The following is a 14,164-nucleotide window of genomic DNA, read 5'->3' as shown; positions in this document are numbered from 1 at the left end:
CTACTTAGGTTCCGCCTTGTGGCCCGCTTTGTGACCGAAATAGAGCGCCAGAGAAACAAGGAAAATGCCGCCACCCATATAGAGAATATTCAGAGGGTCATCAAATTTCACATGCAAAACATTCTTGAAGAATGCCACGACAAGAATCATCAGAATCACTTTACCCAAGCGATCTTTCAGATCATCAAGACTCTCGATCTTCAGAAGTTTACCTGCCGCCTGGTTATCACGGGCACAATCGATCTTATCAATATGCAGTTCATACACACCAAGTCCAAAGATCAGCAGTACCATAGCTAGAAGGAAATCATCCACAGCGGTAATCACATGGCTCACTACCTGAGTATGGAAATCGGGGACGTCGTGACCAAGAAAATAAACATCAATAAATTCAAGAAGAAGCTTACCCATATCAATGGCTGAAAGGGTAAACAGCAGTGTCATACCGATAATACATGACCAGACCGCCAGCAGCGTCATATAGCGTGAACCCCACAGAATGTTTTCAAAAAATGATTTCATAACTTCCCTCTCTAATCTTTATTGCGTCAATCTAGTTTATTATTTAAAAATCACCAGCAGGATCGATGCCAAAATCACAATTCTGTCAAATGGGCCACTCCCCTGCCCCCTGCCTGCGCAATTCCGGCTCACCTTCACAGAGGTCAATCACCGTTGTCGGCATCATGCCACCCCAGCCAGCATCCATCACCGCACACGATAGATGTTTCAGCCTCGGCACAAACTCATCCGGATCATATTCAGGTTCTGACTCTCCCGGCAACTGCAAGGTTGTAGCCAGCAGCACTTCACCCATCTCATCCAGCAGCATCTGGCAAACCTGATTATCAGGAATACGGATGCCGACATCGCGTCGTTTACCGAAAATGCGCTTGGGTAGTGATGAGCTGGCAGGAAGAATAAAGGTATAGGCACCGGGCAGGCAACGCTTGAGAATGCGGTGGGCATAATTATCCATACGAACACAGGTTGCTGCTTGCGACAGGTCTTCACAAACTACAGACCACATATGCGAGCTATCCAGCTGTCTGAACTTGGTGATATCAGCTATCGCTCTGGTCGACTGAGGCAGGCATAACAGCACATAGGTGCTGTCGGTTGGCACCGCAATAAACAATCCCTGGCGCAGCAAATCAGCAGCGCGCCGAATCTGGCGAATCTGAGGACGCTCCGGATGTAACCGGAGGTGTTCAAACAGATGCATGTTCCCTCTCCCTTCAGCCACCGTCAGGTGGCGATCTCCCACTCAGTAATAATCTACTTTAAAAACCGAGTGCACCACCCAGCCCTTTGAGCAACTTCTTCTCACGCGATTCAGGTGCTGCCGGCTGCTCCGCAGTCTGATCTGCAGGAGCTGTACCTGCAGCTTTATCACCACCGAGAATCTTACCCAGCGCTCCGCCCACCTTACCTTTTTTCAACAGCGCCGGAGCATTGTCGATAAGGGTGGAGGCACTAATCTCCGGTTTCACACTCGGGGCAGCAAATGGGCCGCTGATATGCAGTGGAACGGTCAGACCTCGACGAACCGGTGATGCATCCCCCTGCCCTTTCAGTGTGCCCACTACGCGCGGTTTAACATGGTAATCCAGCAGCTTCTGCACCAGATCAACTGTGCCACTTCCGGTTACACGCAGTAGTGGTGAAGCCATAAACAGATCCCGGTTATCAGCCACACCATTTTTCACAGTGAAACTTCCCGAGAGCTGTGAGAAATCGGTCTCTTGGGGGCCGGTTGCCGCCATCGGATTGGTGAATTTGCGGATGGCACCGGCCATATCAAAACCTTTGATCTTACCATTGCGCATCAGCACATTGCCGCGACCGTTGAGCGTTTTGACACCTGCCTCTGTCAATCCTGTCGCTTTCATATTGGTATCCATCGACAGACTACCTTCAAGCATATCCATATCAGCCAGTGCTTTAAGCAGTGGCCCGACTTTTACATCTGTAATATGAACCGACTCCTTCCAGCTGGCAGGATAAGTGGCCGCATTCAGGCTCGCCTTTTCAGTTACTGTGCCACCGGAGAGATTAAACCGCAGCGGGTTGAGATTAAAAAGACCGTTGGAACCGCTGATGTTTACATTGAAGTTCTTCATCTCCATACCACGCAGATAGAGCGTGTCTGCCTGCATCTTGGCCGTCACACGCCACGGTGTAAGAAAACGCAGATCCGGCTCTACGGGCGGCTTCTCGGCAGCAGCTGCCCCAGAGCCACTGGAAGCTGGCTGGCTGGAAGCTGGTTTTGACTCCTGCTTGGGCTGCGGTAGCCACGGATCCATATGCAGATCACGCGTGGCAATGCGCAAACGGATATCGGGAACGGCATAAACCACCGCGCCTGAGATCTGAACAAGCTCCTGATCCAGCATCAACTGCATATCGCGGATTTCAACCTGTTTACTGTCACCGGCGAGAAGCGTGCTGAATTTCACCTCTTTCCAGGGCGATGGGTGGCCGGCATAGAGTGTGTTCAGATCAGGCGCGAATGCCGCTAACCAGCTGCGCTCAAGCGGATGGCCGTCCAGACGCAGTTGAAATGAAGGTGTCGTAGTCAGTTGTTTCACACTGCCTTTGGCCTCCAGGATATCCTTGCCGTTAATGGCAAGCGCGGCGCGGCGCACCTCAAGACGATCGGCTTTGGCCATATCAACCTTCCAACCGAGTTTGACATTGATCAGTGAATTGAGAACCAGTTCACCCTCACCCAGACGCAGGCCATCAGGACGCTGTTCAATATTGGCGGAAAAACCGACCGAAGCGTTATCAATCGAACCCAGCTCTGCAGGCCAGCCAGTGATCAATGATTTAAATGCTTTCAACTCCACTTTGCCAGCCGTAACCTGACCCTGCACCGGCAGATTAACCGGATCAATCGTGCTCAGATCACCCAATGGCCCGACAGTGGCATCCATGGCAAATGCATTACCGGAGAGTTTGCCTGAGAGTTTTACGGCAACTGGACGTTCCAACTGCACATCGGTCAGCGCCACATTCAATTCGGAGAGCACAACCGGCGCAGCTTTGCCATCCACCCAGGTCAGCTCGCCACCGGTGAGTATTAATGATTCAGCCTGCAGAGCAGCCAGTGCTGCAGATGGTTCCGATGATGGTTCCGATGATGGTGCGGCTGCAGCTTCGCTTTCAGATTCAGTAGCGCCAGATGCGATGAGATCGCCCCAGTTACTCTGGCCATCGGCATGACGCTCCAGATAGATCTTAGGTGTTGCCACTTCGAAATCTTTGATCTCGATATTTTTGCTCAGCAGTGGCAGCAGCGCCAGTTTCACATTCAGCTTCTGCACACTGACAAAATCCCGTTTGGCAAAACCTTCACGGTTGGCAAGATGCACATCATCCAGTTCGACACCAATCCATGGGAAGAGTGATGCACTCACCTTACCGATAGTCAGCTTGCGTCCGGTTGCATCCTCAACGCTCTGCTCAATCTGCGTTTTATAACTATTCACATCGATAAAGAATGGGACAACAAGCAGCGTAACAATCAGCAACCCTACAACGATAAGCGAATAACGGACGGTTTTGGCAATGGCTGAGGTCATAAGTAAACTCCTTTGATCAAACGCGCTGTCGGACGGCTGCAGCGCATACTAACATGGATTGAAAGAGCTATGGTGGGTATTTTCACCAGCTCATGCAAGAGGCGGAAAGTGATCCAGCAGGGTGATAAACTCATCCACTACAAGCTCGGCTCCAGCTGCAAGCAGTTCATCGCTATCGCCGACACCAAAGGATACACCGATGCAGGGTACCCCCGCCGCCACCGCCATCTGTACATCAAACAGCGCATCACCAACCACAACGGTTCTCTCCACGCCCACACCCATCTCTGCCATACACTCATTGACCATCGCCGGATGAGGCTTGGAGTGGGTGCAATCGGCCGTACGCAGCACATAGAACTGATCAGCCAGTGCAAAGGTATCAAGCACCCGATGCAGCCCCGGCAGAGATTTGCCGGTCACTACACCCAGCCAGTAACCACGCCTGCGCAGCTCGCTCAGCACTTCACGCACATTGGGATAGAGAGTGATATGCTGCTCGGCAGTGCGATAACACTCCCGGTACGCCTGTGTAATCGCCTCAAACAGCTCACTCTGCTGCTCAGGCTCAGGCAGAAGCCTGCGCACCGCCTCATGTAATGAGAGTCCGATCACGGCATTGACCGTATCTGCATCAGGTTGCTGCAGACCATTGTTGAGAAAGGCCTGCTGCATCGCCTCGACAATAGCACCGTGCGAATCGGTCAGAGTGCCGTCGCAATCAAATAGAATCAGTGAAGATTGGGAGTTAATGGTGGTTATCCTTGCCCGCGTTTTATGCACAGCTATGGGCGCTAATCTGTCGCGATTTTATAGCCCGCAAGCAGCCGGTCAACCACACACAGCCAACATGTTTTTAGATGGTTGACAGCGCAAGTTCGGCCCCTATAGTTCGGCCTCCCTAACGCGGGGTGGAGCAGTGGTAGCTCGTCGGGCTCATAACCCGAAGGTCGTCGGTTCAAATCCGGCCCCCGCAACCAAATCTCAAAGAGGGCTCGCAGTTCATCACTGCGGGCCCTTTTTACATTCAGACCTCTTATGAAGTCCTTCGAGCCAAAAACAGGAGATAAACATGCAGATCACTAACCATAAGGTTGTTTCATTCCACTACACCCTGACCAATGATCAGGGCACCATCCTCGACACATCAGCTGGTGGCGAGCCGATGCCTTATCTGCATGGCGAAGAGAATATTGTTCCGGGGCTGGAGCTGGCACTGGAGGGTAAGAGCGTTGGCGATAAGCTGAAAGTCTCACTCGATGCTGCCGATGCATACGGTGAATTTGATCCGACCATGGTTGAGATTGTATCAGCTGATCTGTTTGATGGCGTTGACAACATCGAGGTAGGCATGGAGTTCCAGGCCGAGATCCCTGATGGCGAAGGCGTTCAGATCGTACGTATTTCAGACGTTGATGGTGACAATATTACTGTCGATGGCAATCACCCTCTGGCTGGCCAGAACCTCCATTTCGATGTTGAGATCACTGATATTCGTGATGCCACGGCTGAAGAGCTGGAGCACGGCCACATCCATGGTGATGATGAAGAGTGCTGCGGTGAAGGCGACTGCTGCAGCTGATTTCTCAGCACATTTTAACGATCAAAAAGGGCTCGTAGTTTTTCACTGCGGGCCCTTTTGTCTGACTGGCACATAGAGTGATATCGCTACTGTCGTAACTTATAGCTCATAGCCCAGTACAAACTTCAACATGCCTTTGTCACTGGCAGTGGTGAGTCCGAACAGGTAACCGATCTCATAACTCAGACCAGCAGGAAGTTTACCAAACACTACCGGTCCAATCTGATGCGTCTGGCGGGAGAGTGGACTGCTGTTACCCACTTCACCGATGGCGCCATAGATCTCGACACCCGGCTCAAGAGCCCGGTTCCAGCGCCATTTGCTACGCCATGCGTAACCGGCAGTCGTGTTATTAACGGCATTGGCACCCAGCTCTTTTTTCAAAACCAGATTGGCTGTATGGATCAGTCTGCCACTCTCTTTTTCAAGCAGCAGTTTGAACTCAATCACATCGGGTTTGTTCAGTGAGCTTTGTGGTATGAGATATTCGATATACAGACCTGCATCCAGCCAGCGCTCGCCCTGTTCAAAAAGCTGATAGATGTTTTCCAGCTTCAACCCCTGATAAGCAAAGCTCTGCCCCGGCCTCTTTCTGAAATCACCCACCACGGCCGTCATCCAGCGATCAGTGACGCCATACTCCAGTTCAAACTGATCTCTGGCACTGCCATCTTTGGTCGGGTCACTGTCAAAGCTGAAGTCGAGAATATATTCAAACTCCAATTCTCCCTGCTCAACAATCGGGGAGTAAACTTTTTTGGCATAGCTATCTTGTGGCAATGCGGTCACGGATAACGCACAGAGCATCAGCACTGCCGCAACAATCGCTCCGTTTTTGGGCCTTGCCTGCAGATAGATCACCAACCAGGTCAGTGACAGCACCGATATAAATGTAAGCACCTGCATACCGCTGGGGCGATCATCATAACCCATCAATGCCTGTAGCAGTTGACCGGTGACACTCTGTTCAGCAATCAGCCCTGAGCTGTTCCAGATCATCTGACCCAGCGCAGGTACTGCATCGATGGTGACCAGATATGCCATACCCTGCGAAGCCATTCCGGCAGCCAGCAGCACAATCAGCGTTGTGATGACTGAGAAAACATGGCGCATTGGAATTTTCACCAGCGAGCGATAGAGCAGCAGCGCCACAGCCAGACCAAGCAGCAGACCTGCCACGGCACCGGTTAACATGCCGCTTAGATCAGCCGCACCACTGGCAGCCACACCATGCAGAAAGAGCACCACCTCTGAACCCTCGCGGGCCACAGCCAGAGCGACCACGATTGCCAGCAGCACGACTGAAACACCTTCTCCTTTGATCTCTGAGCAGCGCTGGCGAATACGATCAGAGATCTCTTTGCCCTGCCTGCGCATCCAGATTGCACTCCAGACCATAAGCATCGAGGCCGATAGCAGTATCGCAGCATTAAGCAGCTCCTGCCCCATACCGGCCATGGAGCTGGCAATCAGTTCGGCAAACAGTGCCACGATCACAGCGATGATCAGACCACCGGTAACACCAGCATAGATCCAGCGGGATGAGGATGGGATGCCACGGGAAGCAGCCATGGCAATGCTGATCACCAGAATCGCCTCAAGTGCTTCACGAAATACAATGATAAGTGTTGATAACATAAATGCGCCCCCCCTACTTCACGACAATGAGGCCCTGGGCGGTCTCTTCATTAAATTCACCAAAAAACGGGTAGGAACCGGCTGCCAGCGCTGGCAGAAAAATCACCGCAGTCGATCTGCCGGCGATGATCTTTTCGCGATTAAGTTCATAACTTTCAAACTCTTCAGGTGTGGCATCGTTGTTGATCACATGCAGGCGATGTTTCTCTCCTGCCACCATCTCAATGGTAGCAGGTTCAAAGCGGTGATTCTCAATCACCACCCGGTATTCGGCTGCCCATGCCATGTTGGCTGTAGTGCTGGCCATCAGGGCCACAGCAACACCAGCCAGCAAGGCCGCTTTTCTGATCATTAGTATCTCTGATAAAAACTTCATATCGTTCTCCTATTTCGCGAACGATAATCGTTATCATTTTATATGTAAATAGTAATGATAGTCATTATCAATATACTGCCAGGGTAAAAGCTGCGTTATCTGAATAGAAAAATGTGGGCGGTGTTTTAGCTACAGTTATTGCAGGTACCGAAAATTACCAACTGGTGACCGGTAATGGTAAAACTATTCTCTTCAGCAACCCTATCCTGCTGTTGCTCGATATCATCGTTGAAGAATTCCTGAATCTTGCCACAGCCTGTGCAGACAAGATGATCATGATGCGCTTTGCTGGCCCGCTCATAACGTTTGCGATCAGCCATCTGAAATGCACTGATCAGCCCCTGTGACTCCAGCGCAGCCAGGCCACGATAAACCGTTGCGATGCCCATGCTTGAACCACGCTCAATAAGCGCCCGCGCCAACTCCTCCGCATCCCAGTGATGGTTGGAGTCATTGATAAGATCAAGAATGACCTGACGGTGTTGGGTGAGTTTAGCCATAGAACAAGATGATAATGACTACCATTACTAACACAACATATTTGATTCCCGAATGACCACTACGAGCCAAACCCGCCGGTCTGTAAGAGGAGCGCAACAATTATGTACTATCCTTGGAACTTCCATCGATAACGCGCTACGCTACTGTCTTCCGGCTTGGTGAACTCGTTACACCTGACAAAGCGGCGCTATTTTGATCTAACTTTGACCCTGCTGGTCACCTTTGAGACACCTTTAATACCTTTTACAATCTTGGTCGCTTTGCTGCGTTCGGTTTTGGAGAGGGCCCGGCCAAACAGGAAGACATGACCGCCGACAGAGCGCCAGCGGAAGTTGGTGACATTCACACTCTTGCCCTCCAACAGCAGGGCATTAATCTTTTTCTCAATGACGGTATCATCTACATAACCTGCGACAGCACCTTTATCTTTATCGGTTTTCTTGTGCACAATCACTTCGTTGTAGACCTTTTTAACGCCCTTGATTGATTGCGCGATACTACCAGCCTGCTGCTTCTGCTTACTGGTTTCAACCACGCCTGTAAGCATGACATCCTGTTCATAGACATCGGTGGAGACTGAAACAACGTCTGTACCCATCTTGTCGGTGATCGTTGAAACAATGGAGGCTTTGATTTTGGCGTCCTTGCCGATATCCGATGAACTGCGATCTTCGGCCACCGCTTCCACAGCATCTTTGATATAGCCAAACGGATTGATATCAAAAGCCTGCACAGGCGTTACGTGGCATAAAAGAGCGAATAGAAGAGGATAAAATATTTTCTGCATGTCAGGTCTCCAGAGAAGTCATAAATCGCATCATAACAGCCTGAACCTCCCGGTAAAATGGGGAAAGCTCGGCAATGATGGGAAAAATAAGATCAACACCCGGCAGAGTCTCACACAGATTCAATGCTGCGCACTGCCGCAATCACCGCCTGCCCCAGAGCAATGCCACCATCATGTGCTGGAACCTGCCTGTGCTGTAAGACGTTAAAACCATGCGATTCCAGCATGATGGGCAAATGGGTAGAGATAAGCCGATTCTGAAACACACCACCGGAGAGTGCGATGCTATCAAACTCATGCTGCTCTCTTAGCTCCAGTGCCACCTGGGTCAGGGCATGGATCAGCGTGTGATGAAAACGTGAGGCAATATGGGCCACTGCAACCCCGGCCTGAAGGTCAGAGAGAATCTCCAGCCACATGGGCTGCCAGTTCAGAACACTGCATGAACTCTGCTCAAAATGGATAGAATAGGGTTCACTAACATCGTTAAAACAGCCTGTAGCGAGCTTTTCCAGATTGATGGCTGCCTCTGCCTCAAACGCCACCCTTTCGCGGTTCAGACCAAGTGCAGCGGCGACCGCATCAAACAGGCGACCACAGGATGAAGCCAGTGGTGCATTCACTCCTTTTGCCACCATGCTCTGCAGTGTCCCCACAGGCTTGGATTGCAGGAACTGTACAATATCAACATCAGAAAATTGATCAGATACCCGGCCCCAGAGTGGCAACAGATGCGCCATGGTATTGCGCCACGGCTCATGGATAGCCGCTGCCCCACCAATCATGGCAACCGGTTGAAAGCAGGCTAATCTCTGAAATCCGTGATAATCGGCCAGCAGAATCTCGCCACCCCAGATGCTGCCATCATCGCCAAAACCGAGGCCATCCAACGCAAAACCGAGAACAGGTTTTGTGTTCAGTGGCAGCGCATTGTCGGCCATCACGGCTGCGATATGGGCATAGTGATGCTGAACGGCAATGAGTTTGATTTCATGTTGGAGAGCCAGCTTCTCACCCCACTGTGATGAGAGATAATCCGGGTGCCTGTCGATGACAAGTTGCACAGGTAGAGATGATTTAAACTGACTCTCGACCTGCCCGATGAAATGGCGGTAGATATCTTCCTGTTCCAGATCACCGATTGCCTCTGTGAGCTGGGCTCTGCCGCCACTAAGCAGGCAGACAGTGCTCTTTAACTCTCCACCGAGCGCCAGCGTTCTGGTCGCATCTTCAAAACCATCGGGCAGATCGATTTGTATGGTGAATGGAGCGGTCATCGTCAACAGATGCGTGGTAACTGTTCACCAGCTAACCAGTCGACAACGCGCTGGCCACCAAAGGCAGTTTTCATGGTGACCAGATGACGTGCATCGCTAATCACTTCACCAATAATGGCCGCATCTCTGCCAAGCGGATGCTGCTGCATCAGACTCAGCAGTTCTGCAGCAGATTGAGCCGGGCAGATGCAAACCAGCTTACCTTCATTGGCGATATACAGCGGATCAAGCCCCAGCAGTTCACAGGCACCTCGCACTTCGGCACGCACAGGGATATCGATCTCTCTGATCTGCATACCGACAGCCGACTGTCTGCTAAGCTCATTAAGTGTGGTAGCCAGCCCACCGCGGGTGGGGTCACGCAGACAGTGGATATCAGGAACCGCTGCAACCATTGCCGCCACCAGTCCGTGCAGTGCTGCTGAATCTGATTGAATCGTAGTAGCGAACTCCAACCCCTCACGGCTGGAGAGAATAGCTGTGCCATGATCACCGATATAACCACTGATGATGATCAGATCACCGGCCTCTGCCCTGTCACCTGAGACTTGAACGTTATCAGGAAGAACACCAAAGCCTGTGGTGCTGATAAACACCCCGTCACCTTTGCCACGCTCCACCACTTTGGTGTCGCCTGTAATCACGGGCACCCCTGCATCTCGGCTGGCTGCTGCCATAGAGATAACGATCCTCTCCAGATCAGCCAGAGCAAAACCCTCTTCAAGAATAAAGCTGGCGGAGAGATAGAGTGGTTTGGCGCCGCTCATGGCCACATCATTGACTGTGCCGTGCACGGAGAGTGAACCGATATCACCACCGGGAAAAAACAGAGGGGAAACCACATGCGCATCGGTACTCATCACCATACGTCCGGCAGGTAGTTCAAACACGGCACTATCGTTACCCTGCCTTAACAGTTCATTATCCAGATGACGAATAAACAGCTCATCAATCAGCGTTGCAGAGACCCTGCCCCCACTACCGTGTGCCATCTCGACTACACCGTGTTTGATATCCAGTCTGCTCATGCGCCCGCCTCATCCCGAAAACGGCCATAACTGTAGTGCGCCGCACAGGCGCCTTCAGATGAGACCATGCACGCCCCCTTCGGCTCTTCCGGGGTACAGGCAGTAGCAAACAGCTTGCACTCATCCGGATCATTCAAGCCTCTAAGCACTGCCGGACAGATACAGCCTTTGATATCCGCAGTTGCAATCTCTGCCATGCCGAATCGTTTCTCGGCATCAAAATCTGCATATTTGGCTCTGATCTGAATGGCACTATCTGGCAGTAAACCCAGCCCTCGCCACTCAAACAGTGGCCGCGCCTCAAACACGTCACGCATCAAAGTCTGTGCTTTCAGATTGCCGGTTTGACTCACCGCTCGGCTGTACTGATTCTCCACCTCAAAGCGCTCCTCATTGATCTGACGAACCAGCATTAGTGTCGATTGAATCACATCCAGCGGTTCAAAACCTGCAATCACGATGGGGATCTGATGATGACTGCAGCACGCTGCATAAGCAGAGCTGCCGATAATGGTACTGACATGTGAGGGGCCAAGAATACCGTTGATATGCGCCTCGCCACTGGCCAGCAGATGCTCCATCGCCGGTGGTGTCTGCACATGGTTACAGTAGACACTGAAATTACTCAGCCCTTCTGCCTCAGCGATTTGAATAGCCACTGCCGTGGGCGGCGTTGTAGTCTCAAAACCGATGGCAAAAAAGACCACCTGCTGCTCAGGACTGTCGCGCGCAATCGCCAGTACATCACTAACGGAGTAGACCATGCGAATATCGGCACCACGCGCTTTGGCTTTGTGCAGAGAGTCCCGTTTGCCTGCTGGCACCCGCATCAGATCGGCATAGGTGCAGAGAATAATATCCTCAGACTCGACCAGTTGAATGGCAGCCTCAATACGCCCTGCGGGCAAAACACAGACCGGGCAACCCGGCCCATGCACAAATTTAAGATTTGATGGCATCAATTCATGCACACCAAAGCGGAAAATCGCATGTGTATGCCCGCCACAAAACTCCATCAAACGGTAGTCACGATCCGGCTCTACCTGCCGGTGAATCAACTCTGCGACCCTGCGTGCCTTCTCTCCATCACGAAATTCATCGACGTATTTCATGGTTCCATAGCCTTGAGCTCATCAAACAGCAGCAGCGTCTTCTCCGCCTCATCCGGATCGATGCGCTCCAGTGCATAACCGACATGCACCAGTACATAATCACCAACAGCGACTTCATCAAGCAGACGAGTGGATATCTCTTTGCGAATACCATCGAGATTGACGATAGCAGAAGAGGCCGAGTCATCCAGCGACTCAACCCTGGCCGGGACAGCGAGACACATTAGCGCTCCTTAGCCGGTGAACATACTCCGATCTGCGCAATGGCAAGATTGGCTCTGATCCAGCCTAACCAGTCATCCATCCCCTCACCTGTAGTAGCTGAGAGTTGAATAATCTTGATGCCGGGATTGATGCGGCGCGCATAGTCACAACAGGCCTCCACATCAAAATCGACATAGGGAAGCAGGTCAGTTTTATTCAGGATCATCAAGCTTGCAGCGTGAAACATATCGGGATATTTCAGTGGTTTATCAGCACCTTCTGTCACCGAAAGAATCACCACCTTGGCCGCTTCACCAAGATCAAATGCCGAAGGACAGACCAGATTGCCAACATTTTCGATGAACAGCGCACTACCACGCTGCAACTTCAGATCACCGATAGCGTGTCCAACCATGTGGGCATCCAGATGACACCCCTTGCCTGTATTGATCTGCACAGCTTTCGCACCAGATTCGCGGATACGATCTGCATCGAGTGCTGTCTGCTGATCACCCTCAATCACGGCAACAGGAGTCTGATCAAGCATAGCCCTGACAGTTGCAGTCAGCAGTGTTGTTTTTCCCGACCCCGGACTTGAAACAAGGTTCAGAGCCAGGATGCCATGTTCACTGAAAAAGCGACGGTTGGCATCGGCGTACTGATTGTTTTTACCAAGAATATCCTGCTCAATCTGAACCATGCGCGACTGGCTCAAACCCGGCGCATGCGCATGTGCAGCCCCCTGCCCATAATCATGGTTATGATCACCATGGTCATCTGCATGGGAGTGGCTGTGCCCCTCTTCATGATGATGGTGGTGTTCGTGACCTTCAATGGTGGTTTCGCCTTCACCACAACCGCATACCGTACACATCACACCACCTCCAACTCTTTAATTCGCATCTCTTCACCACCAGAAATCTGCAACTTGTAATCGCCACAGTATGGGCAGGCATCATAACGCTGTTTAATCTCTACATCTTTTAAGCAGATCTGGCACCAGACTCTGGCAGGCAGCTCAAGCAACTCAAGTTTGGCGCCATCAGCCAGCGTGCCTTTCATCACCACATCAAAACTGAAACGCATCGCTTCAGGCTCCACACAGGAGAACCTGCCCAGCTCCAGCCATACCGTTTTTACCTGAGAAAAGTTCTGCTGTGAGGCGCTATCTTCAATAACCTTCAACAAACTCTCACAAAGAGAGATCTCATGCATAGCCGTTCACCTCAAATGATGCTGTTCCAAGATTATAATCCTACAGGCATAGCAGAGACAACCTCCCTTTTCAGGAGAGACACCTACAGCAGCTCTGTTTCGCTTTCGGGCTGTTCAAATAACGCTGCCAAACAGCGCACTTGAACTAATCTCAAGTGAGAGGATATTACGTCATATGAATCGTCTTGATCTAATCACAAAACTGTTTGCCGCAACGCTTATCCTGTTGACTGCAAGCTGTGTATCGTTGGGCTCAAAATTTCAACCCGTTGAGATCACTGATCAAAGCAAGGCAGTGGTTATCTTTTATCGGCCTGCTGACCTCTGCAACATCACCGACCCATTCTATATCAGTGCCAATAAAAAAACGGTCGCAGCCCTTGGTAATGATGCTTACACCTCGCTTACCGCTGATCCCGGCAACTACACAGTTACAATCACCAATATTGTGACCCGCTTTACCAACTATAATCAGGGCAGCGAGCAGTTCGATTTTGAAGCGGGAAAAATCTATTACATCAAGTACCACCGCATCTGCAAACTATTTGCTCCGGACATCAATTTTGTTGATGCAATCGAAGAGAAAATAGCTCACAAAGAGCTGCTGAAAATGGGCTATACCAAACCGATGCTCGAGAGTCTCTCCAATCCGAATCGATATTGAGATTGATCAAATAGCAGGCAGAGACTGCTCAGAGTTTCAGCACATTTCTCACTCATAACTGCATACTGCTGCTGTTCTAACCAATAAACCTATTGGCACACAATATGCTCATATAAAAAGCAGAAAGAAGTGCTTCTCCCCAAGATTCCCCTTGAAGCACGGATCGGGCGCCTTTCACTCCCCTCTCCCCTCC

The 14,164-nt window shown here is 51.1% G+C and carries 16 protein-coding genes and 1 tRNA gene; 3 read left to right on the top strand and 14 right to left on the bottom strand.

Annotated features, from left to right (window positions below; translation table 11 throughout):
* From F3F96_RS11030 to F3F96_RS11015, 4 genes are all read right to left on the bottom strand, one after another.
* Nucleotides 1-522 (bottom strand): YqhA family protein, encoded by a 522-nt coding sequence (locus tag F3F96_RS11030; protein ID WP_176963330.1) that lies wholly within the window; start codon nucleotides 520-522, stop codon nucleotides 1-3.
* 85 nt (nucleotides 523-607) lie between these two features.
* Nucleotides 608-1,225, bottom strand: a complete 618-nt coding sequence (locus F3F96_RS11025; protein ID WP_176963329.1) for an L-threonylcarbamoyladenylate synthase — start codon at nucleotides 1,223-1,225, stop codon at nucleotides 608-610.
* Nucleotides 1,226-1,283: 58 nt separating this feature from the next.
* On the bottom strand, nucleotides 1,284-3,587 hold the full coding sequence (locus F3F96_RS11020) for an AsmA family protein (RefSeq protein WP_176963328.1): 2,304 nt from the start codon (nucleotides 3,585-3,587) through the stop codon (nucleotides 1,284-1,286).
* 90 nt (nucleotides 3,588-3,677) lie between these two features.
* Entirely contained in the window at nucleotides 3,678-4,370 is a 693-nt protein-coding gene (locus F3F96_RS11015) for an HAD-IIIA family hydrolase (RefSeq protein ID WP_370465541.1), read from the bottom strand.
* A gap of 122 nt (nucleotides 4,371-4,492) precedes the next feature.
* Here F3F96_RS11015 and F3F96_RS11010 point away from each other — a divergent pair.
* Nucleotides 4,493-4,567: transfer RNA gene (locus tag F3F96_RS11010), tRNA-Met, on the top strand.
* 92 nt (nucleotides 4,568-4,659) lie between these two features.
* Entirely contained in the window at nucleotides 4,660-5,169 is a 510-nt protein-coding gene (locus F3F96_RS11005) for a peptidylprolyl isomerase (protein ID WP_176963327.1), read from the top strand.
* A 99-nt stretch (nucleotides 5,170-5,268) separates the two neighbouring features.
* Here the strand turns inward: F3F96_RS11005 and F3F96_RS11000 are convergent, their stop codons facing one another.
* The 10 genes from F3F96_RS11000 to hypA all read right to left on the bottom strand — a co-directional run bounded on the left by F3F96_RS11000 (nucleotide 5,269) and on the right by hypA (nucleotide 13,307).
* Nucleotides 5,269-6,807: an FTR1 family protein gene (locus tag F3F96_RS11000; RefSeq protein WP_176963326.1), complete on the bottom strand. Its 1,539-nt coding sequence runs from the start codon at nucleotides 6,805-6,807 to the stop codon at nucleotides 5,269-5,271.
* 13 nt (nucleotides 6,808-6,820) lie between these two features.
* On the bottom strand, nucleotides 6,821-7,183 hold the full coding sequence (locus F3F96_RS10995; RefSeq protein ID WP_206675332.1) for a cupredoxin domain-containing protein: 363 nt from the start codon (nucleotides 7,181-7,183) through the stop codon (nucleotides 6,821-6,823).
* Nucleotides 7,184-7,308: 125 nt separating this feature from the next.
* Entirely contained in the window at nucleotides 7,309-7,683 is a 375-nt protein-coding gene (locus F3F96_RS10990; RefSeq protein WP_176963325.1) for a Fur family transcriptional regulator, read from the bottom strand.
* 188 nt (nucleotides 7,684-7,871) lie between these two features.
* Nucleotides 7,872-8,471, bottom strand: coding sequence for a BON domain-containing protein (locus F3F96_RS10985; RefSeq protein ID WP_176963324.1), 600 nt, complete (start codon nucleotides 8,469-8,471; stop codon nucleotides 7,872-7,874).
* 110 nt (nucleotides 8,472-8,581) lie between these two features.
* The gene (locus F3F96_RS10980) at nucleotides 8,582-9,748 is read right to left on the bottom strand and encodes a carbamoyltransferase HypF (RefSeq protein WP_176963323.1); all 1,167 of its coding nucleotides are present in this window, start codon (nucleotides 9,746-9,748) and stop codon (nucleotides 8,582-8,584) included.
* Nucleotides 9,749-9,750: 2 nt separating this feature from the next.
* Nucleotides 9,751-10,776: a hydrogenase expression/formation protein HypE gene (hypE, locus tag F3F96_RS10975; RefSeq protein WP_176963322.1), complete on the bottom strand. Its 1,026-nt coding sequence runs from the start codon at nucleotides 10,774-10,776 to the stop codon at nucleotides 9,751-9,753.
* Nucleotides 10,773-11,888, bottom strand: a complete 1,116-nt coding sequence (gene hypD, locus F3F96_RS10970) for a hydrogenase formation protein HypD (protein ID WP_176963321.1) — start codon at nucleotides 11,886-11,888, stop codon at nucleotides 10,773-10,775. The genes hypE and hypD overlap by 4 nt, the downstream gene beginning before the upstream one ends.
* A complete protein-coding gene (locus tag F3F96_RS10965) occupies nucleotides 11,885-12,112 on the bottom strand; it encodes a HypC/HybG/HupF family hydrogenase formation chaperone (RefSeq protein WP_176963320.1) in 228 nt (75 codons plus the stop codon). The genes hypD and F3F96_RS10965 overlap by 4 nt, the downstream gene beginning before the upstream one ends.
* Entirely contained in the window at nucleotides 12,112-12,966 is an 855-nt protein-coding gene (gene hypB, locus F3F96_RS10960; RefSeq protein ID WP_176963352.1) for a hydrogenase nickel incorporation protein HypB, read from the bottom strand. The genes F3F96_RS10965 and hypB overlap by 1 nt, the downstream gene beginning before the upstream one ends.
* Nucleotides 12,966-13,307: a hydrogenase maturation nickel metallochaperone HypA gene (gene hypA, locus F3F96_RS10955; RefSeq protein ID WP_176963319.1), complete on the bottom strand. Its 342-nt coding sequence runs from the start codon at nucleotides 13,305-13,307 to the stop codon at nucleotides 12,966-12,968. The genes hypB and hypA overlap by 1 nt, the downstream gene beginning before the upstream one ends.
* A 175-nt stretch (nucleotides 13,308-13,482) precedes the next feature.
* Here hypA and F3F96_RS10950 point away from each other — a divergent pair, with 175 nt between their 5' ends.
* A complete protein-coding gene (locus F3F96_RS10950) occupies nucleotides 13,483-13,971 on the top strand; it encodes a DUF2846 domain-containing protein (RefSeq protein ID WP_176963318.1) in 489 nt (162 codons plus the stop codon).
* Nucleotides 13,972-14,164: the final 193 nt, after the last annotated feature.

It is taken from the genome of Mariprofundus sp. NF (assembly GCF_013387455.1).
In the GTDB taxonomy this organism is placed as follows: Bacteria; Pseudomonadota; Zetaproteobacteria; order Mariprofundales; family Mariprofundaceae; genus Mariprofundus.
This window is presented reverse-complemented; position numbering and strand designations above follow the sequence as displayed.